This window comes from Streptomyces sp. NPDC024632 (assembly GCF_055559175.1).
Map to the genome: position 1 here is coordinate 408,588 of NZ_JBVHLD010000005.1, position 24,567 is coordinate 433,154.

A 24,567-nucleotide genomic window follows, 5' to 3' on the forward strand; every position below is an offset into this window, starting at 1 on the left:
GGGGGGGGGGGGGGGGGGAGAAGACAGAGGGGGGGGGTTTTTGGGGGGGGGGGGGGGGGTTTTGGGGGGGGGGGGGGGGCGGGGGGGGGGGCGCCCCCCCCCCCCCCCCCCCCCCCCACCGCACGACGTCGCTGGGTCAGGCCTTCTTGGCCTTGGCCGCGAGCGCCTTGGCCTTCGAGATCCACTGGGCGGGGGTGAGGCGCTTGGCCATCAGCTCACCGCTCAGGTTCTGCAGGGCGACATCGAACTCGCTGTTGGTGTTCGGGTAGTTGTAGTTGAACGTGTTCGCACCGGCAGCGCTCAGCGCGGTCACGGTCGACGCGGTACCCGGACGGAGCTGGACGTCGGAGCCGACGCCGTCCTTGAGGACGGTGAGGGAGTTGGCGGCGGCGGCGAACTTGCCGGAGCCCTCCTTCGTCAGCATCATGCGCAGGAACTCCAGGCCGCCGGCCTTGTTCTTGGCCTTCTCCGGGACGATGAACGGCTCGCCCGCGCCCGCCCGGATCGCCTCGAAGGGCAGCTTGTCGCCCGTGAGCGACGGCATCGGCATGAACTTCATGTCGAAGTCGCTCGGGGTGGCCTTCATCTGCTCGTTCTCCAGCCAGGAGCCGCACGGGATGAAGGCGGCCTTGTACTGGTTCCACGCGGTCTGCGACTCGATGTGGGTCAGACCGTTGGTGCCGGGCAGCAGGTAGTTCTTGTCCACGATCTCGTAGACCGCCTCGATGCCCGCCTTGACGGCCGGGTCGTCCCAGGCCGTCGGGTCCATCGTGTCGATGCGCTTCTGGAGCTCCAGGCCGCCGTTCTTGGCGATGAGGTCCATGATCGCGACGTTGATGTAGTACGGGTACTTGCCCTGGTGACAGAAGGGCGCGATCTTCTCCTTCTTGATCTCCGCGGAAAGGGAGATGAAGTCGGCCCACGTCTTGGGCTCGGTCCAGCCCTTGTCCTTGAACAGCTTGCCGGAGTACCACAGGCCGAACACGGTGTAGATGTAGCTCAGCGAGTACATCTTGCCGTCGAGCGTGCCGGTCTCGATCGTGCCGGGCTGGAGCACGTCGCGGATCTTCTTGCTCGGGTCGTCGATGTAGGGCGCGTCGAGCAGCGGGGTGAGGTCCGCGAGCTGACCGCTCTTCTGCAGGACGTCCAGCTTGATCTGCTGGGCGCCCGAGTCGTCGATGACGTCCGGCGGGCTGCCGGCGTTGAAGCGCGGCTGGAGCTTGCCGGCGATGTCCTGCGTGGGCAGGACGCTGGACTTGGAGCCCGGGTGCTTGGACTCGTACAGCTTGCCGAGCGCGGTGGCGTAGTCGTGGCCGTAACCACCGTCGAAGATGACGATGTCGAGGGCCGTGGAGTCGTTCACGCCGAAGGGGTTGTCCTTCGAGGCCGCAGTCGCGCTCTTGGTGGGCTTGTCGCTACTGCTGTCACCGCCGCTGGACGCGCAGGCGCTCAGCAGACCGGCCGACGGAATGGCTACGAGGCCAAGCGCCGCGGAACGCTTGACCAGATCCCGGCGGTTCATTTCGGATCCCATGCTCAAGTCCTCGCTCTCATCAGGACTCATGCGGTGCAGCGGAATCCGCCGACGACCGCGAACAGTTGAAGCTTGAGTGATGCCGTGCATCCATCGAGGAGGGGTACGTCACCGTAGGCCGCCGGGTGTTTCTGCCCGACGTTCCCCCCCGCCCCGCCCCGCTGTGAGCGGGTTCCTTGGACGCCGACAGGTATAGTCCACTTGCAGTCGGCAGGGCAAGATCGAATGATGGTTTGGGCGGCAAGCTTTCCCGAGTTGAGACCTCCGCGAAACGTGGGATGTCTCACCGATCCCGAGCGCGCCGGATCTTGTATTCACTAGTCAACACGACTGTCACGGAAGTGCGTTCAAGTAGTGAAGACCGAACCGGGCCGAGCCGGTCTGCATGTACGGACATAAGCGGACGGGCCGCACTCCCCTGAGAGGAGCGCGGCCCGCCTGCGGTTTCTTCTGCGTATCCGCCGTAGCGGAACGTCACTTGATCGTTACTTGCGGATCAGCGACCGCAACACGTACTGCATGATGCCGCCGTTGCGGTAGTAGTCGGCCTCTCCGGGGGTGTCGATCCGGACAACGGCGTCGAACTCCACGCCGGTGTCGGTGGTGACCTTCACCGTGCGCGGGGTCGTGCCGTCGTTCAGCTCGGTCACGCCGGAGATGGCGAACGTCTCCTCGCCCGTGAGCCCCAGGGAGGCCGCGGAGGCGCCCTCGGGGTACTGGAGCGGCAGCACGCCCATGCCGATCAGGTTGGAGCGGTGGATGCGCTCGTAGGACTCCGCGACGACCGCCTTGACGCCGAGCAGCGCGGTGCCCTTGGCCGCCCAGTCGCGGGACGAGCCGGAGCCGTACTCCTTGCCCGCCAGGACGACCAGCGGCACGCCCTGCTCGATGTAGTTGCGCGAGGCGTCGTAGATGAAGGCGACCGGGCCGTCCGCCTGGGTGAAGTCGCGGGTGTAGCCGCCCTCGGTGCCCGGCGCGATCTGGTTGCGCAGCCGGATGTTGGCGAAGGTGCCGCGGATCATGACCTCGTGGTTGCCGCGGCGCGAGCCGTAGCTGTTGAAGTCGCGGCGGTCGACGCCGTGTCCGGTGAGGTACTTGCCCGCCGGGGTGTCGGCCTTGATCGCGCCGGCCGGGGAGATGTGGTCGGTGGTGACCGAGTCGCCGAGCTTGGCCAGGACGCGGGCGCCCTCGATGTCGGTGACCGGGGTGGTCTCCATCGTCATGCCCTCGAAGTACGGGGGCTTGCGGACGTAGGTGGACTGCGGGTCCCACTCGAAGGTGTCGCCGGTCGGGATCGACAGCGCCTGCCACTGCGCGTCGCCCGCGAAGACGTCGCGGTAGGACTCGTTGAACATGTCCTGGCCGATCGCGGACGCGACCACGTCGTTGACCTCGGCCTCGGTCGGCCAGATGTCCTGGAGGCGGACCGGCTTGCCGTCGGTGTCGGTGCCGAGGACGTCCTCGGTGATGTTCACCTTCATCGAGCCCGCGATGGCGTACGCGACGACCAGCGGCGGCGACGCCAGGTAGTTCATCTTGACGTCCGGGTTGATCCGGCCCTCGAAGTTGCGGTTGCCCGAGAGCACCGCGGCGACCGCGAGGTCCGCCTCGTTGACCGCCTTGGAGACCTCCTCGGGCAGCGGGCCCGAGTTGCCGATGCAGGTGGTGCAGCCGTAACCGACCAGGTTGAAGCCGAGCTTGTCCAGGTACGGGGTCAGGCCCGCCTTGTCGAAGTAGTCCGTGACGACCTTGGAGCCGGGCGCCAGCGTCGTCTTCACCCACGGCTTGCGGGTCAGACCGCGCTCGACCGCCTTCTTGGCGACCAGGGCGGCGGCGACCATCACGTACGGGTTCGAGGTGTTGGTGCACGAGGTGATCGCGGCGACGGTGACGGCGCCGTGGTCGATCTCGTACGTGCTGCCGTCGGGGGCGGTCACCACGGTCGGCTTGGTCGGCACGCCGTTGTGGGTGGCCGGGGAGTCGGAGGCCGGGAAGGACTCCTTGCCCGCCTCCTCGTCGTCGGTCACGTAGTTGCGCACGTCGCGGGCGAACTGCTGGGAGGCGTTCGCCAGGACGATACGGTCCTGCGGGCGCTTGGGCCCGGCGATCGACGGGACGACGGTGGCGAGGTCCAGCTCCAGCTTCTCGGAGAAGTCCGGCTCGGCGGCCGGGTCCAGCCACAGGCCCTGCTCCTTGGCGTACGCCTCGACCAGCGCGACCTGCTGCGCGTCGCGGCCGGTCAGCCGCAGGTACTTCAGCGTCTCCTCGTCGATCGGGAAGATCGCCGCGGTGGAGCCGAACTCCGGCGACATGTTGCCGATGGTGGCGCGGTTGGCCAGCGACGTGGCGCCGACGCCCTCGCCGTAGAACTCCACGAACTTGCCGACCACGCCGTGCTTGCGCAGCATCTCGGTGATGGTCAGCACCAGGTCGGTGGCGGTGGTGCCGGTGGGCAGCTCGCCGGTCAGCTTGAAGCCGACGACCCGCGGGATCAGCATGGACACCGGCTGGCCCAGCATCGCGGCCTCGGCCTCGATGCCGCCGACGCCCCAGCCGAGCACGCCGAGGCCGTTGACCATGGTGGTGTGCGAGTCGGTGCCGACCAGGGTGTCCGGGTACGCCTGGCCGCCGCGGACCATGACGGTACGGGCCAGGTGCTCGATGTTCACCTGGTGAACGATGCCGGTGCCGGGCGGGACGACCTTGAACTCGTCGAACGCGGTCTGGCCCCAGCGTAGGAACTGGTAGCGCTCCTTGTTGCGGCCGTACTCCAGCTCCACGTTCTGCGCGAAGGAGTCGGCGGTGCCGAAGCGGTCGGCGATCACCGAGTGGTCGATGACCAGCTCGGCCGGGGCGAGCGGGTTGATCCGGGCGGCGTCGCCGCCGAGCTCCTTGACGGCCTCGCGCATGGTGGCCAGGTCCACGACGCAGGGCACACCCGTGAAGTCCTGCATGATCACGCGGGCCGGCGTGAACTGGATCTCCTGGCTCGGCTGGGCCTGGGAGTCCCAGCCGCCCAGCGCCCGGATGTGGTCGGCGGTGATGTTCGCGCCGTCCTCGGTACGCAGCAGGTTCTCCAGCAGCACCTTCAGGCTGTACGGCAGCCGGGCCGCGCCCGTCACCTTGTCCAGCCGGAAGATCTCGTACGACTCGTCGCCCACGCGCAGCGTGCTGCGGGCGTCGAAGCTGTTCGCCGACACGACAGTCTCCTTCATGCGTCGTCTTGCGTCATTGCGCGCGTACCACCGCGGTCCCCCGGCCCGGCCGCATGTCGGTGACATGCCCGCCGGCCGGTCCGCTAAGGTGGGCCCTGGTTAGGTAACCCTTACCTCGTGCGGTGCGGTCGTCGTACGCCTCAGCAGATATCTCGATGTCGAGATAACTCTAGTACATGACCGCCGCTGGGTCATGCCCGGCCCGCCCGGGGACGGCGGCGTGGCGCGCGCCGGGTCGGACGGGCTGGTCGGACGGGCGTGACCAACGGGTGTGCCGTGCGGCGGGTCGGACGCGGGACGGGGCGCGGGCCTCGCGCGGGAGTGTGCCCGCTTGACGGGTGCCGGGACAATGCCCTCATGCGGTATGCGACGGAGGACGAGGGCGCGAGGGTCGCGGCGGTCCTGGCCGAGGCGGCGCGGCGGATGGCCGCGCTGCGGGGGGCGCCGCCTTTCCGGGTGTGCGCGGTGACCGGTCCCGCGCCGGAACCGGCGTGGTTCGCCGAGGGCCACAAAAGAGACGACGTATGGCAGCGGATCACCGTGCGGCACGGACGACTGGGGCAGGACGAGGCGGCGGTCTGGGTGACCAGCGCGGTGCGTGACGCCGAGCCGGTGAGCCTGGCCGAGTCGCTGCGGCTGGAGCGGGACGGGTACCCGCGGGCGGACGAGGACCCTTCGGCGCGGGAGGCCGGGGCGGGCCGTACGTCGCGGGCGGAGGTCGTCGTGGACGGTGCGCCGCGGGCGGCCGATGTCCTGACGGAAGGGACGTGGTGGGCGGCGCGGATCGAGGCGGTGGCGGATGCCTGTACGGACGCTGATGCGGACGCTGACGCTGAACCCGTCACGGTCACCGTCGTCGGGCACCACGTGCCCATCGGACAGGTCCGGTTGGCGACCGTGACCGACCTCGGACCGTACATCGACGCCAGGGAAGCGGAGTTGGCGCGACTGCGGACCTGACCCGCGGGACCCTTCGTGCGGCCGACGGGGAGATCCACAACGGCAACGGCACGTGATACCAAGGTGGGTGACGCAACGTCACACACTCGGGGGTCGACGGGTCATGCAGCACGGTGGGGTCGAATTGACCGCGTATCTGGTCAACGAGTCGCGGGCGCGCAAGCCCGACCTCGCCGAGGATCCTCTGGCGGGCGCGTGGATTCCGGACGGTGACCGGCCCGCGGTGAGGGAGTTGTGGCGGGAGTTCGCCGACGAGGTGTACCCGCACGACGACCTGGTGGTGTCGCTGCGCGGACGCTACATCGCCGACACCCTCGCGCGGGCGCTGCGCGCCGACCCGGACACGGTGCTCGTGGTGTGCGGGGCCGGTTTCTCCTCGTATCCCTGGCTGTTGCCGTTCCCCGCGGCGCTGGAGGTGGACCTGCCGGAGATGGCGGCGGCCAAGCGGCGGCGGGCGGCGGAGCTGACGGCGTCCGGTGTCGCGCCGGAGCGTGAGGTGCGGCATCTCGCGGCCGATCTGAACAGCGCGCAGGGCCGCGCCGAAGTGACCTCCGCCGCACGCGAGTTGGCGGCCGGTCGGCCGGTCGCGTACGTCGCGGAGGGCGTCGTCTTCTATCTGCCGGGGGACGCGGCACGGTCGGTGGTGACGCTGGGCGCCGGTTTCGGCACGACGGCGGTGACCGCGGTCAGCTACTGGCCCGCGGCGGCGGCGGGCTGCCGCGTCCTGGCCGAGCAGCGCGACTGGTTCCTGCGCAGGTCGGTGCCCGCGGACGCGAGCCATCTCACGCACGACGAGCTGGAGTCGCTGCTGGGCACGGCGATCGAGGACCGGGGCCCCGAGGATCTGCAACGCCGTTATCTGGGCGGGGTGTCGGTGAGCGAGTCCGACCTGATCCCGGAGTACGTGGCGGTCTCCTGGACCCCCGGCTCCGGCACCGGCCGCGCGGGCGCGGCGGCATGAGCGGCGGCGCGAGAAGCGGCGCGAGCGGCAGTATGAGCTTCGGCGCGAGCGAGGTGCTGCACCTCCAGAGCCGGGCGTATCCGCTGCACCACCGCTCCCCCGTCAGCTCTTTGGAGCTGGTCGCGGTGCCGGGCCACGGCGAGTTACGGCCGGTGGTCGGGGGCCTGCGGTCGCTGGCGTACAACCCGGACACCACCATCGAGATGGACCTGACCGGCATGGTCGGACCGGCGATCAGCCTGCCGGGCACGGAGATCGTGGCCTGCCACGCGCGCATCCTGACCGCGGGCACGGTGCTGGTGGTCTACGCGCTGCGGCACGAGGCCGATCTGCGGCGGATGGCATTGCATGACCTCGACGCGCTCGACGCGACCGTCAACCAGGCGCTGCGGGAGGCGGACGCGCCGATCCTGACGGCGGTGCTGGCCGCGGCCGTCGCCAGTGGTCTAGTCCAGGGGATCGCCCTGCGTCCCGATCTCGCGCTGACCGGGGCGGGTTCGCCGATCGACCGTCAATCGGCGCGCTACAACTGCCACTTCGTGACGCGGGACCCGCCGTGGGCGGCCGACGCACGGGTCCCCGCGCTGATATCGGGCCCCGACTGCCGGATCCTGCTGCCGTACACCTACGCCTGGGACCGCGATCCGGCGACGCCGCTGCACGATCTGCTGACCATGACCGAGCCCACGGACATCGCGGTGGCGCAGCAGTCGCTGCTGGTGGGCGCGCTCGTCGCCAGGCGGTGGGTGCTGGCCGACCTGGCGCACGGCCACCCCGAGACCACCGATGTGCACGCCTTCCGGCGGTTCCTCGACGGTCTGTGGGCCGACTTCCACCATCTCGACGGCTACCGGATCGAGTCGACGCAGGCGCACCGGGCCAGTTATCTCTCCGCGCGCCAGGTGATCGGGCTCGATGACACCCAGGAGCGCGCCGACAAGCTCCTCGGTTACGTCAGCAACTCCCTGCTGGCCGCGTCCTCGCAGCGCGCGGAGGCGCTGGACGCCCGGCTGAACCGTGTCGCGGCGGCGCTGACGGTGGTGAGCGCCGCGTCCTTCGGCCTCGACATCGCCGTGTTCGTCCTGCCGCAGGTCTCCCTGGCCACCAAGCTCGGCGTCGTCACCGGGCTGCTCGGCATGGCGGTGTGCTGCCTGCTGGCCGTGGTCCTGCCGCGTACGCCGCGGTGGGTGGCGCGCCGCCGGATTCCGGCGCCGCGGGCAGCGGCCGACGACGAGCGGATCTTCGTACCGCACGGGCGGTAGCGGGCACCGGCCGCGCTACGTCGGCGTGGCCGGTGTCGGGACCTTCGGCAGCTCCACCCAGTAGCCGTAGAGGCACACATACGTCGTGCCGCCGTGGACCCCCTGGTCGCTGTCGACGCATGGCGCGGACGGGTCGATCGTCGGCCGGACCAGCGTGTAGTGGCCGCACACGCGATACGGGTGTCCGGGGGTCGGGCATGTGCGCGCGTTCCCGCTCACGCCGGGCGTCACCGCGGTCGCGCCCGCGCGCGCCGGCGGCGCCGTGAGGGCGAACGTCGAGCCGGCCGAGGGCGATCCGGTACCCCGCGTGGCCGCGGCGCCCGTCGTCTCCGCCCGGGTCGGGGGTGTCCGGGAGGGTCCGCTCGGCGACCACCCGAAGGGCAGCTTCGGCTGGTCCCGCGAGGGGCCCGCGCCCCCGCCGCACCCGGCGAGCGCTCCGGCCAGGGCGAGTACGGCGACGGCCAGTCCCGCACCGGCCGCGCGGTGCGCGGGCCGGGGCCGCGTGGGCCGTGGGGAACGTATGCGCGTGAGCATGATCGGAAGTGTGCCGTACGCCGCGGCGGCGCGTGGCCGGGGCGTGCGCATCGGGCCGCGGGGGCCGGGGCCGCGCGGTCGGGTTGCGGGACCGGGTTCCGCGGTCGGATGGTGGGCCGGGCGGCGCTCCGGGTTGCGCGGCCGTGACCCGCGAGTACGGTGATGGCGGTCGCGGGTGCGGGCACGGGCGGCACGCGCTGGCGTACGCCGGATGGCACGCGGCGGGAGTGGGGTCCGTCACGGACGGCCGATCTGCGGTTGCCGCATCTCATATGTGAGATAGCCTCGGCGATATGACCGACGACTACCTCGTACGTATCGGCAGGCTCATCCGGGACGCCAGGCAGCACAGAGGCTGGACACAGTCCCAGCTCGCCGAGGCTCTCGGGACCAGCCAGAGCGCAGTCAACCGTATCGAGCGCGGCAACCAGAACATCAGTCTTGAGATGATCGCCCGCATCGGCGAAGCGCTGGACAGCGAGATCGTCTCCCTCGGCTACGCGGGCCCCATGCATCTGCGGGTGGTCGGCGGGCGTCGCCTGTCCGGCGCCATAGACGTCAAGACGAGCAAGAACGCCTGCGTGGCCCTGCTGTGCGCGACCCTGCTGAACGCCGGGCGCACCACGCTGCGCCGGGTGGCCAGGATCGAGGAGGTCTACCGGATCCTGGAGGTGCTGGGCAGCATCGGCGTCCGCGCCCGCTGGATCAACGACGGCAACGACCTGGAGATCGTGCCGCCCGCCAGCCTCGACCTGGACTCGATGGACACCGAGGCCGCGCGGCGCACCCGCAGTGTGATCATGTTCCTCGGGCCGCTGCTGCACCGCACCGACCGCTTCCGCATCCCGTACGCGGGCGGCTGCGACCTCGGCACCCGTACGGTCCAGCCGCACATGAACGCGCTGCGCCACTTCGGCCTGGACATCACCGCGACGGACGGCACGTACCACGCGGAGGTCGACCGGAGCGTCACCCCGACCCGGCCGATCGTGCTGACCGAGCGCGGCGACACGGTGACCGAGAACGCGCTGCTGGCCGCCGCACGGCACGACGGCGTCACCGTCATCCGCAACGCCAGCTCCAACTACATGGTCCAGGACCTCTGCTTCTTCCTGGAGGAGCTGGGCGTCCGCGTCGACGGCATCGGTACGACGACGCTCACCGTGCACGGCGTCTCCTCGATCGACCGCGACGTGGACTACGCGCCGTCCGAGGACCCGGTCGAGGCGATGAGCCTGCTGGCCGCGGCCGTCGTCACCGAGTCGGAGCTGACGATCCGGCGGGTGCCGATCGAGTTCATGGAGATCGAGCTGGCCGTGCTGGAGGAGATGGGGCTCGACCACGAGCTGACTCCCGAGTACCGCGCCGACAACGGCCGCACCCGGCTGGTGGACCTCACCGTCCGCCCGTCCAAGCTGCGCTCCCCCATCGACAAGATCCACCCGATGCCGTTCCCCGGGCTCAACATCGACAACGTCCCCTTCTTCGCGGCCATCGCCGCCACCGCCCAGGGCTCGACCCTCATCCACGACTGGGTCTACGACAACCGCGCCATCTACCTCACCGAGCTGACCCGCCTCGGCGCGGCCGTCAAGCTCCTCGACCCGCACCGCGTCCTGGTCGAGGGCCCCACCCGCTGGCGCGCCGCCGAGATGATGTGCCCCCCGGCCCTGCGCCCCGCCGTCGTCGTCCTGCTCGCCATGATGGCCGCCGAAGGCACCTCCGTCCTCCGCAACGTCTACGTCATCAACCGCGGCTACGAAGACCTCGCCGAGCGCCTCAACTCCATCGGCGCCCAGATCGAGATCTTCCGCGACATCTGACACACGGATGCCACCGCACCCCGTCTGACCTGCTGTTGAGCGGGTCGGTGCGGGGTGCGGCGGCTGGTCGTATGCTGGGCGCGTTCAGGGATGCGCTTGGCGTTTAGATATGTGATCGGGAGGATTTCCGTGGTGTCGTTACCGCCCGCCGGTGACCGGATCCGGTCGGTCAGATTGTCGTCCGTCTATCTGCCGCTGGCGGTGCCGGTGAGCGACGCCAAGGTGCTGACGGGGGTGCAGAAGGCGATGACGGAGGTCGCGCTGCTCTTCGCGGAGATCGGGACGGAGGACGGGCACGAGGGGATCGGGTTCGGTTACTCCAAGCGGGCCGGCGGTCCTGGGCAGTTCGCGCACGCGCGGGAGGTGGCCGGGGAGTTGGTGGGCGAGGACCCCAACGACATCGGGCGGCTGTGGGGGAAGCTGGTGTGGGCGGGCGCCTCGGTGGGCCGAAGTGGCCTGGCCACGCAGGCGATCGCCGCGTTCGACATCGCACTGTGGGATCTGAAGGCGAAGCGGGCGGGGCTGCCGCTGGCCAAACTGCTGGGCGCGCACCGGGATTCGGTGCGGTGCTACAACACCTCCGGCGGCTTTCTGCACACGCCCGTCGAGCAGGTGATGGAGAACGCGACGGCCTCGCTGGAGCGCGGCATCGGCGGCGTCAAGATCAAGGTGGGGCAGCCGGACAGCGCCGAGGACCTCAAGCGGCTCGCAGCGGTACGGGCCCATCTCGGCGACGGCGTACCGCTGATGGTGGACGCCAACCAGCAGTGGGACCGGCCGACGGCGGCGCGGCTGGGGCGGGCGCTGGAGTCGTTCGGGCTCACCTGGATCGAGGAACCGCTGGACGCGTACGACGCGGAGGGGCACGCCGCGCTGGCCGCCGCGCTGGACACGCCGATCGCCACCGGGGAGATGCTGGCCAGTGTCGCGGAGCACGTGGCGCTGATCGACGCGCGGGCCTGCGACATCATCCAGCCGGACGCGCCGCGCGTCGGCGGGATCACCCAGTTCCTCAAGCTGGCCGCGCTGGCCGACCACCACCGGCTGCAACTCGCCCCGCACTTCGCCATGGAGATCCACCTCCACCTGGCCGCCGCCTACCCGCACGAGCCGTGGGTCGAGCACTTCGAGTGGCTCGAACCGCTGTTCAACGAGCGGCTGGAGATCCGGGACGGCCGTATGCACCTGTCCGACCGCCCCGGCCTCGGCTTCACCCTCACCGACCGGGCCCGCGCGTGGACGCGCGACAGCTATCGGACCGGCGTGGACGCGTAGTGCCGCCAAGTGCGCAGCCCAGGCAGGGCGTTACGCGCGGAAGGGGGTTACGCGAGGAAGGGCGTTACGGCAGCACCGCGATGCCGTCCAGTTCCACCAGGGCCTGTTCGTCCCAGAGTCCGACCACCCCGATCACCGCCATCGCCGGATAGTCCCGGCCCGCCGACTCCCGCCAGATCCGGCCCAGTTCAGCGGCGCACGCGCGATACGCGGCAACGTCGGTGGTGTGCACGGTGAGCCGGGCGAGATCGGCCGGGGTGCCGCCCGCCGCGCGCAGGGCGGTCAGCAGATTGGCGAGGGCGCGCTCGAACTGGGCGGGCAGGCCGTCGCCGACGACCGCGCCGGAGGAGTCCAGCGCGGTCTGGCCCGCGAGCATCACCAGGCTGCGGCCGGTGGCGGTGACGGCGTGCGAGAAGCCGGTGGGCGGCGAGAGTTCGGCGGGGTTGATACGGCGCAGGCTCATCGGTACAACTCCCTGGCGATGATGGTCCGTTGGACCTCTGTGGCACCCTCGTAGATCCGCGGGGCGCGCACCTCGCGGTAGAGGTGTTCGAGCAGGTGGCCGCGGCGCAGTGCGCGGGCGCCGTGGATCTGGAGGGCGGCGTCGACCACGTACTGCGCGGTCTCGGTGGCGTAGAGCTTGGCCATCGCCGCGCGGGCGGTCAGGTCGGCGGCACCGGTGTCGTACGCGGTGGCCGCCGCGTGGACCAGCAGCCGGGCGGCCTCGGTGCGGGTGGCCATCTCGGCGAGCGGGTGCGCGACGGCCTGGAGGTCCTTCAACGGGCCGCCGAACGCGGTGCGTTCACCCGCGTGCGCGACGGCCGCGTCGAGTGCGGCCTGCGCCATGCCGACCGCGAAGGCGCCGACGCTGGGCCGGAAGAGGTCGAGGGTGGCCATGGCGGTACGGAAGCCGTGGTCGGGCACGCCGAGGAGGTCGTCGGCGCCGACCGGGACGCCGTCGAAGACCAGCCGTCCGATGGGGTGCGGCGAGAGCATGTCGAGGTGTTCGCCGGTCAGGCCGGGGCGGTCAGCGGGGACGGCGAAGGCGGTGACACCGCGCGCGCCGCTGCCGCCGGGGCCCGGCCCGGGGGCCGTCCGGGCGAAGACGGTGAGGATGTCGGCCTCGGGCGCGTTGGAGATCCAGCACTTCTCGCCGGTCAGCCGCCAGCGGCCCGCGCCGTCCGGCTCGGCGGCCAGGGACAGCGCCGCCGCGTCGGAGCCCGCGCCCGGTTCGGTGAGCGCGAAGGCGGCGACGGCCCGGCCCGAGGTCACCTCGGGCAGCCAGCGCGCGGCGACGGCGGGCGCGGTGAGCAGCGGATGGGCGCCCAGGCCCTGGAGGGCGAGGGCGGTCTCGGCCTCGGTGCACTCGCGCGCCAGCGATTCCCGCAGTACACAGAGATCGAGGGCGGAGACCGGGGCGCCGTCTCCCGGCAGGACGCGGGCCAGGAGTCCGAGCGCGCCGAGTTCGGCCAGCAGCGGCCGGTTGACGCGGCCCGGCTCACCGGCCTCGGCCAGCGGTTTCAGGCGTTCCGCCGCGAGCGCCCTGATCCGGTCCGCCCAGGCCGCCCGTGCCGGGTCGAGGGTGAACGCCACACGGGCGCCACCGCCGCCACCGGCGCCGCCGCCCCTACCGATGCCACCGCCACCGGCGCGGCCCACGGCTCCTTCCCCGGCCGCCGGACCGTCGGAATCCGCACCGCGGGAAACCCCGTCCTCCATCGCCCCGCCTCCCAGCTTTATCGCGTCCTGTTGACTGCCGTCATCAACACGTTACGCTGAAATCGTCCGCTGGATGCTTACTCGTCGAGGGGCACTGTCGCCATGGACCTGCTGCCGTCAGCCCATGTGGACACCTTCGCGCGCGATCACCTTCCGCCGTCCGACCAGTGGCCGCGCCTCGACGGCCTGGACGGCGATGACGGCGACGACGGCGACGACCGCGACGCCCTCGGTGAAGGCCCCGGAGCCGACGGCGGTCTCCGCTACCCCGATCGGCTCAACTGCGCCGCCGAACTCCTCGCCACCGGACGCCCCGACGCCCCCTGCCTCCGGCTGCCCGACGGCTCGGAGTGGACGTACGCCGAGCTGCGCGCGACGACCGCCAGGATCGCGCACGTCCTCACCGACGAGCTGGGCGTCGTCCCCGGCAACCGCGTGCTGCTGCGCGGCCCGACCACCCCCTGGCTGGTCGCCTGCTGGCTCGCCGTGCTGGAGGCGGGCGCGGTGGCCGTCACCGTCCTGGCCGCGCAGCGCGCGCACGAGCTGGCGGAGGTGGGCCGGATCGCCCGCGTCTCGCACGCGCTGTGCGACGCCGCGTTTCTGGAGGAGCTGACGGCGGCGCGCGTGCCGGGGCTGCGGATCACCCCGTACGGCGGTACCGGCGACGACGATCTGCTGCGGCTGGCCGAGGGGCGCGCCGAGACGTACGAGGCGGTGCCGACCTCGGCGGACGACGTGGCGCTGATCGCCTTCACCTCGGGCACGACCGGGCACCCCAAGGGCTGCATGCACTTCCACCGCGATGTGCTGGCCATAGCGGACACCTTCTCCGCGCGGGTGCTGCGCCCGGTGCCCGAGGACGTCTTCACCGGCAGCCCGCCGCTGGGCTTCACCTTCGGACTCGGCGGCCTGGTGGTCTTCCCGCTGCGCGCGGGCGCGTCCTCGCTGCTGCTGGAGCGGGCCGGACCGGAGGAGCTGCTGGCGGCGGTCGAGAAGCACCGGGTCAGCGTGCTGTTCACCGCGCCGACCGCGTACCGCGCGATGCTCGGCGACCTGCCGTCGTACGACGTCTCGTCGCTGCGCCGCTGCGTGTCCGCGGGGGAGAATCTGCCCGCCGCGACCTGGATGGGCTGGCACGAGCGGACCGGACTGCGGCTGATCAACGGGATCGGGGCGACGGAGCTGCTGCACATCTTCATCTCCGCCGCCGACGACGCGGCCCGGCCCGGCGCGACCGGGCTGCCGGTACCCGGCTACACCGCGCGGATCGTGGACGAGCGCCTGCGGCCGGTGCCGGACGGCGAGCCGGGGCTGCTGGCCGTGCGCGGACCGACCGGCTGCCGGTATCTGGCCGACGAACGCCAGACGGAGTACGTACGCGACGGCTGGAATCTGACCGGCGACACCTACGTCCGGGACGCCGACGGCTACTTCCGCTACGTGGCGCGCGCCGATGACATGATCATCTCGGCCGGGTACAACATCGCGGGGCCCGAGGTCGAGGAGGCGCTGCTGCGGCACCCGGACGTGCGGGAGGCTGCGGTGATCGGGGTGCCGGACGAGGAGCGCGGGCAGATCGTCCGGGCGTTCGTCGTCCTGCACGAGGGCGTGGACGGCGGGGACCGGGCGGCGGGCGCGCTGCGGGACTTCGCCAAGAGTGTGATCGTGCCGTACAAGGCGCCGCGCGAGATCCGTTTCGTGCCCGCGCTCCCCCGTACGCCCACCGGCAAGCTCCAGCGCTTCCGGCTGCGCGACCTGGACTGAGACGCCCTAGGGTGATCATGTGACCGAGCAGCACACACCGAGTTCCCTGATCCTCACCTTCTACGGTGCCTACGGGCGCGCGGAGTTGGCGGGCCGGGTGCCGGTGGCCGCGCTCATCCGGCTGATGGGGGCGGTGGGCGTGGACCCGCCGTCGGTCCGGTCCGCGGTCTCCCGGCTCAAGCGGCGCGGCCTCCTCGTGCCCGACCGGGTCGGCGGGGCGGCCGCGTACGCGCTGTCCGACGACGCGCGGCTGCTGCTCGCGGACGGCGACGGGCGGATCTACGGGGTCGGCGCCGCGCCCGATCCCGACCCGGAGGACTGGCTGCTCGCCGTCTTCTCGGTGCCGGAGTCCGAGCGGCACAAGCGGCATCTGCTGCGGTCCCGGCTGGCCGGTCTCGGCTTCGGTACGGCCGCGCCCGGTGTGTGGGTGGCGCCGGGCGCGCTGCACGAGGAGACCCGGCACGTGCTGCGGCGGCTCGAACTGGCCCCGTACGTCGACCTGTTCCGCGGCGCGCACCTCGGTTTCACCGCGACCGAGGAGGCGGTACGGCGCTGGTGGGATCTGGACGCGCTGGCCGCGCTGCACCACACCTTCCTGGCGGCGCACGAGCCGGTGCTGGGGAGGTGGTCGGCCGAGTCCGGGGCCGGGGCTGAGTCCGAGGTCGGGGCTGAGTCCGGGGCCGGGGCCGGGGAGCCCTCGCCCGAGCGGGCCTTCGGGGACTATCTGCGCGCGCTCGACACTTGGCGCCGCCTGCCGTACGCCGACCCCGGCCTGCCCCCGGCGCTGCTGCCCGCGGACTGGCCGGGCATCCGCTCGGCGGCGGTGTTCACGGCCCTGCATGTGCTGCTGCGCGACCAGGGGGCGCGCTTCGTGGCGGACCAGTAGCCCGGCCCCTTGCGCTCAGGAGTCCAGCGCCAGGCGGGGTTTCGGCGCGTCCGTACGGCCGGTGGGCGGCGGGCGGCGGCCCGCGAGGTACGGGGTGGGCCAGGGCGCGCCGGGGCCCTCGTAGGACTGGTCGGCGGCGGCGTGCAGTGTCCAGTGCGGGTCGTACAGGTGCGGGCGGGCCAGCGCGCAGAGGTCGGCGCGGCCCGCGAGCAGCAGGGAATTGACGTCGTCCCAGGAGGAGATGGCGCCGACCGCGATCACCGGCAGGCCCGTCTCGTTACGGATCCGGTCGGCGTACGGCGTCTGGTAGGAGCGTCCGAAGGCGGGCCGCTCGTCGGCGACGACCTGGCCGGTGGAGACGTCCACGGCGTCGGCGCCGTGCTCGGCCAGCGCGCGGGCGACGGCGACGGCGTCGTCTCCCGTGGCACCGCCCGGCGCCCAGTCGGTGGCGGAGATCCGTACCGTCAGCGGCCGGTCGGACGGCCACGACTCCCGTACCGCGTCCAGGACTTCGAGCGGGAAGCGGAGCCGCCCCGCGAGGTCGCCGCCGTAGCGGTCGGTGCGGTGATTGGTCAGCGGGGACAGGAAGGAGGAGAGCAAGTAGCCGTGGGCGCAGTGCAGTTCGAGCAGGTCGAAACCGGCGCGGGCGCCGCGCTCGGCCGCCGCCGCGAACTGGTCGCGGATCTGCGCGAGTTCGTCCGCGCGCAGGGCGTGCGGCACCTGGTTGACGCCTTCGCGGTACGGCAGCGGCGAGGGGGCGACCAGCGGCCAGTTGCCGTCGGGGAGCGGCTGGTCGATGCCGTCCCACATGAGGCGGGTGGAGCCTTTGCGGCCGCTGTGGCCGAGCTGGAGGCCGATGGCGGTGCCGGTTCCGCCAGCGCCGGTCCCACCAGCGCCGGTTCCGTCCGGGCCGGTTCCGTCCGGGCCGCTCGCACCCGCGCCGGTCCCGCCCGCGCCGCCCTGCTGGTGGACGAAGTCGGTGATCCGCCGCCAGGCGGCTTCCTGTTGGCCGTTCCACAGGCCGGTGCAGCCGGGGGTGATCCGGCCGCGCGGGCTGACGCAGACCATCTCGGTCATCACCAGACCGGCCCCGCCGAGCGCCCGCGCGCCCAGGTGGACGAGGTGGAAGTCGCCGGGCACACCGTCCCGCGCCACGTACATGTCCATCGGTGACACGACGACGCGGTTGCGCAGCGTCAGGCCGCGCAGCCGGAAGGGGGTGAACATCGGCGGTGTGCCGGGCGGCGCCCCGAAGCCGCGCTCGACGCGGTCGGTGAACTCCCGGTCGCGCAGCCGCAGATTGCCGTGCGTGACGCGGCGGCTGCGGGTCAGCAGATTGAACGCGAACTGTGTCGGCGGCTGGTCCACGTAGCTGCCGAGCCGTTCGAACCACTCCAGGCTGGCCAGCGCCGCCCGCTGCGTGCTCTCCACCACCGGCCGCCGCTCGCTCTCGTAGGCGGCCAACGCCGTTTCGGTGTCGGGCTGTTCGCGCAGGGAAGCGGCGAGCGCCAGCGCGTCCTCCATGGCGAGCTTGGTGCCGGAGCCGATGGAGAAGTGCGCGGTGTGGGCGGCGTCGCCGAGCAGGACCGTACGGCCGTGCCGCCAGCGCTCGTTGACCACGGTGGTGAAGGGCTGCCAGCGGGAGCGGTTGGCGTGCAGGGCGCGGCCGTCGAGGAGGCGGGCGAAGAGCTTTTCGCAGGCGGCGATGGTGGCGGCGGTGGCGGCTTCCGTATCGGACCCGTTCGCTGCGCCCTCCGCGCCGACAGCGCCGACGGCGCCGACAGCACCCTCGGCGGCCTCGGCGGCTTCGGCGGCCTCGCGGTCGAAGCCCGCGCGCCGCCAGACGTCCTCGGTCATCTCGACGACGAAGGTGCTGGCGCCCGGCCGGTACGGGTAGGCGTGAGCCTGCATCACACCGTGCGGGGTCTCCAGGATCTCGAAGCGGAAGGCGTCGAGCGGGAGGTCGGCGGAGAGCCAGATGTAGCGGCAGCCGTGGGTGGTCAGGCGGGGGCGGAAGACGTCGGCGTGCGCGGCGCGGGTGGCGCTGTGGGCGCCGTCTGCGGCCACCACGAGGTCGTGGTCGAGAGCGAGCCGGTCGGCGGAGGGGGCCGGGGTGCGGACGCGGACGTCCACGCCGAGGTCGCGGCAGCGCTCGTACAGCAGCGCGAGCAGCCGGCGCCGGTCGAGGGCCGCGAAACCGTGGCCGCCGGAGCGGGTGAGGCGGTCGCGGTGCCGGATGTCGATCGCTTCCCAGCGGATGAACTCCTCGCGCATGGCGGCGTAGACGGCCGGGTCGGCGTTCTCGATGCCGCCCACGGTCTCGTCGGAGAAGACGACACCGAAGCCGAAGGTGTCCTCGGGCGCGCCGCGTTCCCACACCGTGACCGTGCGGTCCGGGTCGAGGCGCTTGAGGAGCGCGGCGGCGTAGAGGCCGCCGGGGCCGCCGCCGATGACGGCGACGCGCTCGGGACGGCGGGCGCCCGCGGTCCGGTGACCGCCCGGCATCGCTAGTGGCCTTCCCACGTCGGCTCGCGCTTCGCGGTGAAGGCGGCGTGGAATTCGGCGTAGTCGCCGCTGGTCATGAGCAACGCCTGGGCCGCGGCGTCCATTTCGACGGCGGCGCCCAGCGGCATGTCCAACTCGGCGGTGAGCAGCGCCTTGGTCTGCTGGTGGGCCAGCGCCGGGCCCGCCGCCAGCCTGCGGGCGAGCGCGGCGGCGGCCTCGTCGGCGCCGCCCTCCGGCGCCGGCTGGCTGACCAGGCCGATCCGCTCCGCCTCCGCCGCGTCGACGCTGTCGCCGAGCATCAGCAGCCGGGTGGCGTGGCCGAGCCCGACGAGCCGGGGCAGCAGATACGCGGCGCCCATGTCGGCGCCCGACAGGCCGACGCGGGTGAACAGGAAGGCGAAGCGCGCGGAGGGCTCCACGATCCGGAAGTCGGCGGCGAGGGCGAGCACCGCGCCCGCGCCCGCGGCGACGCCGTGCACGGCGGCGATCACCGGGAAGGGCGCCTCGCGGATCGCCCGGACGACCTGTCCGGTCATCCGGTTGAACTCCAGCAGCTCGCCGGTGCCCATGGCCAGGGTGGCGCCGATGATCTCGTCCACGTCGCCGCCCGAGCAGAAACCGCGGCCCGCGCCGCCGAGGACCAGGGCGCGGGTCCCGCCCTCCCTGGCCAGCTCGGCCAGCAGGTCGCGCAGGTCGGCGTAGGCGCCGAAGGTCAGTGCGTTGAGCCGTTCGGGCCGGTCGAAGGTGACGGTGACGACGCCCTCGGCCCGGTCGACGCGCAGATGGCGCCAGTGGCCGGTGGGGCTCGCGGAGCTGGGATACGGACTCATGCGCGGCCTCCTCGTCCCGACGTTATCACCTGTTTGTGACTGTCGTCAGGAGGGCGAGACAAGGAGGGGGCGGGGCGCGAACACAGGCGGAACGAGAGCGGCGCCCGCGCCGGGTACGGGCAGGAGGTCCGTCCGCTCGCGGGCCTTTGGTCCCTACGACCTCCTTCCGGACGCCTCTGCTGACCGTATTGTCCGATTCCTAAGGTGGAGGACATCGGGGTGAGCGAGCCCCCGCCCCGTCCGGATCGGAGTAGCGATGACCAGCCCCACCCGCACCGCAGGCGAGTTCCCCGACCGGCCGACGGTCTGGCGGATCGACCTGCCGCACTCCCCCGCCGCCGTCCCGCTGGCGCGCGCCATGGTCCGTACCGTCCTGGTCGAACTCGGTCAGGACACCGGCCCCGACACCGACACCGCGGAGCTCCTCACCGCCGAGGTCGTGGCCAACGCCGTGGAGCACACCCCGCCGGGCGCGATCGAGCTGTTCGTGGAGCTGCTTCCGCACGGCTTCCAGGTCGAGGTCCACGACCAGGGCCTGGACTTCCCCGTCGGCCTCAATCTCCTGATCCCCGCCCAGCCCGACCCCCCGTGCCACGACGAGCTGGCCGAGCACGGCCGCGGCCTGATCCTGATCCGCGCGCTGAGCGCCGACTCCGGCTGCCGGCTGACCGGCACCGGCAAGGCCGTCTGGTTCACCCTGCACTGACCGCCGGGGCGGCCGGGCCTGGCCTCAGGACCGAGGCGGCACCGGGCTCAGGCCAGCGTCGCCACCAGGACCGCCTTGATGGTGTGCATACGGTTCTCCGCCTGGTCGAAGACGACCGACCGGTCGGATTCGAAGACCTCGTCGGTGACCTCCAGCGAGGTCAGCCCGGTGCGCTGGTGGATCTCGCGGCCGATCGCGGTGCCCAGGTCGTGGTACGCGGGCAGGCAGTGCATGAAGCGCACGTCCGGGTTGCCGGTGGCGGCGAGGACGTCGGCGGTGACGGCGTACGGCGCGAGCAGCGCGATCCGCTCGTCCCAGACCTCCTTCGGCTCGCCCATCGACACCCACACGTCGGTGTGGACGAAGTCGGCGCCGCGCACGGCCTCGGTGACGTCCTCGGTGAGGGTGAGGCGGGCGCCGGAGACCTCGGCGAGGCGGCGGGCCTCGGCGACCACGGACTCCCGCGGCCACAGGGTGGCGGGCGCGGCGACACGTACGTCCATGCCCAGCAGCGCGCCCGTGATCAGCAGCGAATTGCCCATGTTGGAGCGGGCGTCGCCGAGGTAGGCGTATGCGATGCCGGTGAGCGGCTTCGCGCTGTGCTCGGTCATGGTGAGGACGTCGGCGAGCATCTGGGTGGGGTGCCAGTCGTCGGTGAGGCCGTTCCACACGGGGACGCCCGCGTGGGCGGCCAGCTCCTCGACGACGTCCTGGCCGCTGCCCCGGTACTCGATGCCGTCGAACATCCGGCCCAGCACGCGGGCGGTGTCCTTGACCGACTCCTTGTGTCCGATCTGCGAGCCGGACGGGTCGAGGTAGGTGGTGGACGCGCCCTGGTCGGCGGCGGCGACCTCGAAGGAGCACCGGGTACGGGTGGAGGTCTTCTCGAAGACCAGCGCGATGTTACGGCCGCGCAGCCGCTGCTCCTCCGTGCCCGCCTTCTTCGCCGCCTTCAGCTCCGCGGCCAGCTCCACCAGGTGGCGGAACTCATCGGGCGTGAAGTCCAGCTCCTTGAGGAAGTGGCGGCCCTTGAGGTCGACGGCCATGCGGGGACTCCTAGGTCGGGGTGCGGGACGGACAAGACTGGAAGTCTATACGTAGATCGGCATTCTTATACAGACCCCTCCCGCGCCGCACACGCGCCCCGCCGAGATCAGGCGTTCAGACCCCACCCCGCCCCCGACCAGGCGTTCGGGCCGCCCCTCAGCTCCGGTCGGGCGTTCAGACCGCGTCCCGCTCGATCGGGCAGCTCATGCAGCGCGGGCCGCCCCGGCCCCGGCCCAGCTCGCTGCCCGGGATCTCGATCACCTCGACGCCGCGCTTGCGCAGAAACGTGTTGGTGGTCGCGTTGCGCTCGTAGGCGACGACCACGCCCGGCTCCACGGCCAGGACGTTGCAGCCGTCGTCCCACTGCTCGCGCTCGGCGGCGTGCACGTCCTGGGTCGCGGTGAGCACGTCGATGGAGTCCAGGCCGAGGGCCGCCGCGATGGCCCGGTGCATGTGCTCGGGCGAGTGGTCGGTGACCTTGAGATCACCCGCGCCCGAGCCCGGCTCGATGGTGTACGAAGGCAGCATCCCCAGCCCCGCGTACTGCGTGAACGTGTCGCCGTCGACCATCGTCATCACCGTGTCGAGGTGCATGAAGGCCCGCCGCTTCGGCATGTCCAGGGCCACGATGGTCTGCGCGGAGCCGGCCTCGAAGAGCCCCTGCGCCAGCATCTCCACGGCCTGCGGGGTGGTGCGCTCGCTCATCCCGATCAGCACGGCGCCGCTGCCGATGACCAGGACGTCGCCGCCCTCGATGGTGGACGGGTAGTCGGCCTGCCCCTCGGACCAGACGTGGAAGCCGCCGCCGGAGAACAGCGGATGGTGCCGGTAGATCGCCTCGAAGTGCACCGTCTCGCGCTGCCGGGCGGGCCACCGCATGGCGTTGATGCTGACGCCGTCGTAGACCCAGGCCGAGGTGTCGCGGGTGAAGATGTGGTTGGGCAGCGGGGCGAGCAGGAAGTCGTCCAGGTCCATGGCGTGGAAGCGGACGGAGACGGGTTCGGCGAAGCGCTCCAGGAATTCGCGCTTGGTCATGCCGCCGATCAGCGCCTCGGTCAGCTCCACGACGCCCAACCGGTCGAACGCCTCCCGCAGATGGGGCGTGGCCAGCGGTCCGTACTCCTTGGCGTCGAAGACCCGGTCGAGGACCAGCTTCTTGGCCTCGGGCACCAGCATCGACTCGCGCAGCAGGTCGCCGAAGAGGTGGACCTCGACGCCCCGGTCGCGCAGCACGTCCGCGAAGCCGTCGTGCTCGGCGCGGGCCCTGCGCACCCACAGGACGTCGTCGAAGAGCAGCGCGTCCTTGTTGCTGGGGGTCAGGCGCTTCAGTTCGAGGTCGGGGCGGTGCAGTATGACGCGGCGCAGCCGCCCGGTCTCGGAGTCGACGTGGAATCCCATGCCTCCATCCTGACCACCGCGCCCGCGATTCACGCGCCCCGGCGGCAGGACGCGCCGCGCGCGCCCTGCCAGCCCGCGCCCGCGCACCCCGGCGGGTACGCCGAACTCCCCATCTCGTCCTCTTGACGATAAGAGGATCGCTCGATATCGTCGCACTGACGAGAAGGAGGGGCCCACCATGGCCGACATCACCAGGCGCTTCGGCTGGCGCCATCTGCGTTCGGCGCCCACCGCGCACATCTGCCACCACTCGCGCGGCGCGCTCGTGCACGACGGGCCCGGCCTCAGCTTCTGGTACCGGTCACTGACCGCGGCCCTCTCCGAAGTGCCGGTCGACGACCGCGAGTTGGCGATGTCCTTCCATGCCAGGACCTCCGACTTCCAGGACGTCAGCGTGCAGTCGACCGTGACGTACCGGATCAGCGCCCCGGCCACCGCAGCCGAGCGCCTGGACTTCTCCATCGACCCCGACACCGGGATCTGGCGCGGCGCCCCGCTGGAACAGCTCGCCACTCTGCTCACCGAGACCGCCCAGCAGCACGCGCTCGACGTCCTGGCCCGTACCGCGCTGGCGTCCGCGCTGGTCGACGGCGTGGCGGCGGTACGGCAGCGGATCGCCGACGGGCTCGCCGCCGAGCCGCGACTGGCCACCACCGGCATCGAGGTCGTCGCCGTACGCGTGGTGGCGATCCGGCCGGAGCCCGAGGTGGAGCGCGCGCTGCGGACGCCCGCCCGCGAGCAGATCCAGCAGGAGGCGGACCGGGCCACGTACGAGCGGCGGGCCGTCGCCGTCGAGCGCGAACGGGCCATCGCCGAGAACGAGTTGGCCAGCCGGATCGAACTGGCCCGGCGCGAGGAGCAGTTGGTCGAGCAGCACGGCACGAACGCGCGCCGCGAGGCGGAGGAGAACGCGGCGGCCGACGCCGTGCGCGCCGAGGCCGAGGCCGCCCGGCTCGTCCGCCTCGCCCGTGCGAAGGCCGAGGCGGCGCGCGAGGCGGGTACGGCGCGCGCCGAGGCACAGGCCGGGTGGCTGCGGGTGCACGGCGACGTGGATCCGGCGACGCTGCACGCGCTGGCGCTCAACCGGGTCGCGGAGAATCTGCCGCGGATCGACAGCCTCACGCTCACCCCCGACATGCTCACCGGCCTGGTGGAACGGCTCGGGCGCCCCAGTGGCGGCGGCGCGGTCCCGGGCTCCGGTGGTGAGCGGCGGTGAGCCTCGCCCCGCGCGCGGTGCTGGTGCACCGGGTCAGCGAGTACGAGGAGTTGCTGGCCCGGCACGGCACCCACGGCCAGGCGGCGTTCTTCCTCTCCTCGCGCGGCCGGAGCATCCAGGAGGTGCGCGAACGCCATCAGCGCGGGCGGGCCGCGCTCGCCGAGGTGGCCGCGGCGGTGCCGTTGCGGTGGCGGCAGGCGCGGGTGGAGCGGGCCGATCTGGACCGCTTCCTCTTCGCGCCGGAGGACGTGGTCGTGGTGATCGGCCAGGACGGGCTGGTCGCCAACGCCGCCAAGTACCTGTCGGGGCAGCCGGTGGTGGGGATCGACACCGACCCCGGCCGTAATCCGGGCGTGCTCGTACGGCACCGGGCGGGCGACGCGGGCAAGCTGCTCGACTCCGCCGCGCGCGGCGGCCGGGCCGACGAACTGACCATGGTGGAGGCCGTCGCCGACGACACACAGCGGCTGCTGGCGCTCAACGAGATCTACCTCGGACCGCCGGGACACCAGACCGCCCGCTACCGGCTCGGTCCCGACGACGACGCCGCGCCCGCGGAAGCCCAGGCGTCATCGGGCGTTCTGGTGGGTACAGGCACGGGTGCCACGGGTTGGCTGCGGTCGCTGTGGCAGGAACGCGGCAGCGGCCTTCCGCTGCCGGGTCCCGCGGAGCCGCGGCTGCTGTGGTTCGTCCGCGAGGCCTGGCCCTCCCCCGCGACCGGCACTTCGCAGGTCGCGGGCGTGCTGGCCGCGGCCGACCGGCTCCGGCTGACCGTCGAGTCCGACCGTCTGGTCGCCTTCGGCGACGGCATGGAGTCCGACGCGCTGGAGCTGACCTGGGGTCAGACCGTACGCCTCGGCCGGTCGGCGACGGCGCTGCGGCTGCTGGGGTAGGACCGGTTCGGCACACGGGGATCGAGCCCGGTCGGACCG

The 24,567-nt window shown here is 72.2% G+C and carries 19 protein-coding genes; 10 read left to right on the top strand and 9 right to left on the bottom strand.

Going from position 1 to position 24,567, the window contains the following annotated elements; all coding sequences use genetic code 11:
* Positions 1 to 136: 136 nt before the first annotated feature.
* Positions 137 to 1,534: an N-acetylglucosamine/diacetylchitobiose ABC transporter substrate-binding protein gene (ngcE, locus tag ACZ37P_RS13435; protein ID WP_355338620.1), complete on the bottom strand. Its 1,398-nt coding sequence runs from the start codon at positions 1,532 to 1,534 to the stop codon at positions 137 to 139.
* Between the two features lie 485 nt (positions 1,535 to 2,019).
* Positions 2,020 to 4,734 carry an aconitate hydratase AcnA gene (gene acnA / locus ACZ37P_RS13440; protein WP_467346483.1) on the bottom strand — a complete coding sequence of 905 codons (2,715 nt, stop codon included), beginning with the start codon at positions 4,732 to 4,734 and terminating at the stop codon, positions 2,020 to 2,022.
* A 372-nt stretch (positions 4,735 to 5,106) separates the two neighbouring features.
* Here acnA and ACZ37P_RS13445 point away from each other — a divergent pair, with 372 nt between their 5' ends.
* From ACZ37P_RS13445 to ACZ37P_RS13455, 3 genes are all read left to right on the top strand, one after another.
* The gene (locus ACZ37P_RS13445; RefSeq protein ID WP_467346485.1) at positions 5,107 to 5,709 is read left to right on the top strand and encodes a hypothetical protein; all 603 of its coding nucleotides are present in this window, start codon (positions 5,107 to 5,109) and stop codon (positions 5,707 to 5,709) included.
* Between the two features lie 103 nt (positions 5,710 to 5,812).
* On the top strand, positions 5,813 to 6,670 hold the full coding sequence (locus ACZ37P_RS13450; protein WP_391048788.1) for a class I SAM-dependent methyltransferase: 858 nt from the start codon (positions 5,813 to 5,815) through the stop codon (positions 6,668 to 6,670).
* The gene (locus ACZ37P_RS13455; protein ID WP_467346487.1) at positions 6,667 to 7,932 is read left to right on the top strand and encodes a hypothetical protein; all 1,266 of its coding nucleotides are present in this window, start codon (positions 6,667 to 6,669) and stop codon (positions 7,930 to 7,932) included. Before ACZ37P_RS13450 ends, ACZ37P_RS13455 begins: the two co-directional genes overlap by 4 nt.
* 15 nt (positions 7,933 to 7,947) lie before the next feature.
* Here ACZ37P_RS13455 and ACZ37P_RS13460 read toward each other — a convergent pair whose 3' ends face one another.
* The gene (locus ACZ37P_RS13460; RefSeq protein WP_467346488.1) at positions 7,948 to 8,466 is read right to left on the bottom strand and encodes a hypothetical protein; all 519 of its coding nucleotides are present in this window, start codon (positions 8,464 to 8,466) and stop codon (positions 7,948 to 7,950) included.
* Positions 8,467 to 8,759: 293 nt separating this feature from the next.
* Between ACZ37P_RS13460 and ACZ37P_RS13465 the strand changes: the two genes are divergently transcribed.
* Positions 8,760 to 10,289, top strand: a complete 1,530-nt coding sequence (locus tag ACZ37P_RS13465) for a helix-turn-helix domain-containing protein (RefSeq protein ID WP_355338602.1) — start codon at positions 8,760 to 8,762, stop codon at positions 10,287 to 10,289.
* 132 nt (positions 10,290 to 10,421) lie between these two features.
* The gene (locus ACZ37P_RS13470) at positions 10,422 to 11,564 is read left to right on the top strand and encodes an L-talarate/galactarate dehydratase (protein WP_467346490.1); all 1,143 of its coding nucleotides are present in this window, start codon (positions 10,422 to 10,424) and stop codon (positions 11,562 to 11,564) included.
* 64 nt (positions 11,565 to 11,628) lie between these two features.
* Here ACZ37P_RS13470 and ACZ37P_RS13475 read toward each other — a convergent pair whose 3' ends face one another.
* Together ACZ37P_RS13475 and ACZ37P_RS13480 are read right to left on the bottom strand one after the other, a co-directional pair.
* A complete protein-coding gene (locus ACZ37P_RS13475; RefSeq protein ID WP_401312122.1) occupies positions 11,629 to 12,027 on the bottom strand; it encodes a RidA family protein in 399 nt (132 codons plus the stop codon).
* On the bottom strand, positions 12,024 to 13,157 hold the full coding sequence (locus ACZ37P_RS13480; protein WP_391119932.1) for an acyl-CoA dehydrogenase family protein: 1,134 nt from the start codon (positions 13,155 to 13,157) through the stop codon (positions 12,024 to 12,026). Before ACZ37P_RS13480 ends, ACZ37P_RS13475 begins: the two co-directional genes overlap by 4 nt.
* 228 nt (positions 13,158 to 13,385) lie before the next feature.
* Here ACZ37P_RS13480 and ACZ37P_RS13485 point away from each other — a divergent pair, with 228 nt between their 5' ends.
* A complete protein-coding gene (locus tag ACZ37P_RS13485; RefSeq protein ID WP_467346492.1) occupies positions 13,386 to 15,047 on the top strand; it encodes an AMP-binding protein in 1,662 nt (553 codons plus the stop codon).
* Between the two features lie 19 nt (positions 15,048 to 15,066).
* Entirely contained in the window at positions 15,067 to 15,933 is an 867-nt protein-coding gene (locus tag ACZ37P_RS13490) for a PaaX family transcriptional regulator (RefSeq protein ID WP_467346494.1), read from the top strand.
* A 15-nt stretch (positions 15,934 to 15,948) separates the two neighbouring features.
* Here the strand turns inward: ACZ37P_RS13490 and ACZ37P_RS13495 are convergent, their stop codons facing one another.
* Both ACZ37P_RS13495 and ACZ37P_RS13500 read right to left on the bottom strand, forming a co-directional pair.
* Positions 15,949 to 18,438 carry an oxidoreductase gene (locus tag ACZ37P_RS13495; RefSeq protein ID WP_467346496.1) on the bottom strand — a complete coding sequence of 830 codons (2,490 nt, stop codon included), beginning with the start codon at positions 18,436 to 18,438 and terminating at the stop codon, positions 15,949 to 15,951.
* Positions 18,439 to 18,440: 2 nt separating this feature from the next.
* Positions 18,441 to 19,268 (bottom strand): enoyl-CoA hydratase family protein, encoded by an 828-nt coding sequence (locus ACZ37P_RS13500; protein ID WP_391163869.1) that lies wholly within the window; start codon positions 19,266 to 19,268, stop codon positions 18,441 to 18,443.
* A gap of 256 nt (positions 19,269 to 19,524) precedes the next feature.
* Between ACZ37P_RS13500 and ACZ37P_RS13505 the strand changes: the two genes are divergently transcribed.
* Complete coding sequence (locus ACZ37P_RS13505) at positions 19,525 to 19,974, top strand: ATP-binding protein (protein WP_355338580.1); 450 nt, start codon at positions 19,525 to 19,527, stop codon at positions 19,972 to 19,974.
* A gap of 47 nt (positions 19,975 to 20,021) precedes the next feature.
* On the opposite strand, the gene argF is transcribed toward ACZ37P_RS13505, so the two are convergent.
* A complete protein-coding gene (gene argF, locus ACZ37P_RS13510) occupies positions 20,022 to 21,020 on the bottom strand; it encodes an ornithine carbamoyltransferase (protein ID WP_467346499.1) in 999 nt (332 codons plus the stop codon).
* Between the two features lie 175 nt (positions 21,021 to 21,195).
* Positions 21,196 to 22,419 carry an arginine deiminase gene (locus tag ACZ37P_RS13515; protein ID WP_355338574.1) on the bottom strand — a complete coding sequence of 408 codons (1,224 nt, stop codon included), beginning with the start codon at positions 22,417 to 22,419 and terminating at the stop codon, positions 21,196 to 21,198.
* Between the two features lie 178 nt (positions 22,420 to 22,597).
* Between ACZ37P_RS13515 and ACZ37P_RS13520 the strand changes: the two genes are divergently transcribed.
* Both ACZ37P_RS13520 and ACZ37P_RS13525 read left to right on the top strand, forming a co-directional pair.
* Positions 22,598 to 23,635: an SPFH domain-containing protein gene (locus ACZ37P_RS13520; RefSeq protein ID WP_401723929.1), complete on the top strand. Its 1,038-nt coding sequence runs from the start codon at positions 22,598 to 22,600 to the stop codon at positions 23,633 to 23,635.
* Positions 23,632 to 24,528, top strand: a complete 897-nt coding sequence (locus ACZ37P_RS13525; protein WP_355338568.1) for an NAD(+)/NADH kinase — start codon at positions 23,632 to 23,634, stop codon at positions 24,526 to 24,528. Before ACZ37P_RS13520 ends, ACZ37P_RS13525 begins: the two co-directional genes overlap by 4 nt.
* Positions 24,529 to 24,567 lie beyond the last annotated feature (39 nt).

Bases quoted from the DNA above. Each gene is read 5' to 3' on its own strand.
- ngcE (WP_355338620.1), bottom strand. From the start codon at position 1,534: ATGGGATCCGAAATGAACCGCCGGGATCTGGTCAAGCGTTCCGCGGCG.
- ACZ37P_RS13445 (WP_467346485.1), top strand. From the start codon at position 5,107: ATGCGGTATGCGACGGAGGACGAGGGCGCGAGGGTCGCGGCGGTCCTG.
- ACZ37P_RS13450 (WP_391048788.1), top strand. From the start codon at position 5,813: ATGCAGCACGGTGGGGTCGAATTGACCGCGTATCTGGTCAACGAGTCG.
- ACZ37P_RS13455 (WP_467346487.1), top strand. From the start codon at position 6,667: ATGAGCGGCGGCGCGAGAAGCGGCGCGAGCGGCAGTATGAGCTTCGGC.
- ACZ37P_RS13460 (WP_467346488.1), bottom strand. From the start codon at position 8,466: ATGCTCACGCGCATACGTTCCCCACGGCCCACGCGGCCCCGGCCCGCG.
- ACZ37P_RS13465 (WP_355338602.1), top strand. From the start codon at position 8,760: ATGACCGACGACTACCTCGTACGTATCGGCAGGCTCATCCGGGACGCC.
- ACZ37P_RS13475 (WP_401312122.1), bottom strand. From the start codon at position 12,027: ATGAGCCTGCGCCGTATCAACCCCGCCGAACTCTCGCCGCCCACCGGC.
- ACZ37P_RS13485 (WP_467346492.1), top strand. From the start codon at position 13,386: ATGGACCTGCTGCCGTCAGCCCATGTGGACACCTTCGCGCGCGATCAC.
- ACZ37P_RS13495 (WP_467346496.1), bottom strand. From the start codon at position 18,438: ATGCCGGGCGGTCACCGGACCGCGGGCGCCCGCCGTCCCGAGCGCGTC.
- ACZ37P_RS13500 (WP_391163869.1), bottom strand. From the start codon at position 19,268: ATGAGTCCGTATCCCAGCTCCGCGAGCCCCACCGGCCACTGGCGCCAT.
- ACZ37P_RS13505 (WP_355338580.1), top strand. From the start codon at position 19,525: ATGACCAGCCCCACCCGCACCGCAGGCGAGTTCCCCGACCGGCCGACG.
- argF (WP_467346499.1), bottom strand. From the start codon at position 21,020: ATGGCCGTCGACCTCAAGGGCCGCCACTTCCTCAAGGAGCTGGACTTC.
- ACZ37P_RS13515 (WP_355338574.1), bottom strand. From the start codon at position 22,419: ATGGGATTCCACGTCGACTCCGAGACCGGGCGGCTGCGCCGCGTCATA.
- ACZ37P_RS13520 (WP_401723929.1), top strand. From the start codon at position 22,598: ATGGCCGACATCACCAGGCGCTTCGGCTGGCGCCATCTGCGTTCGGCG.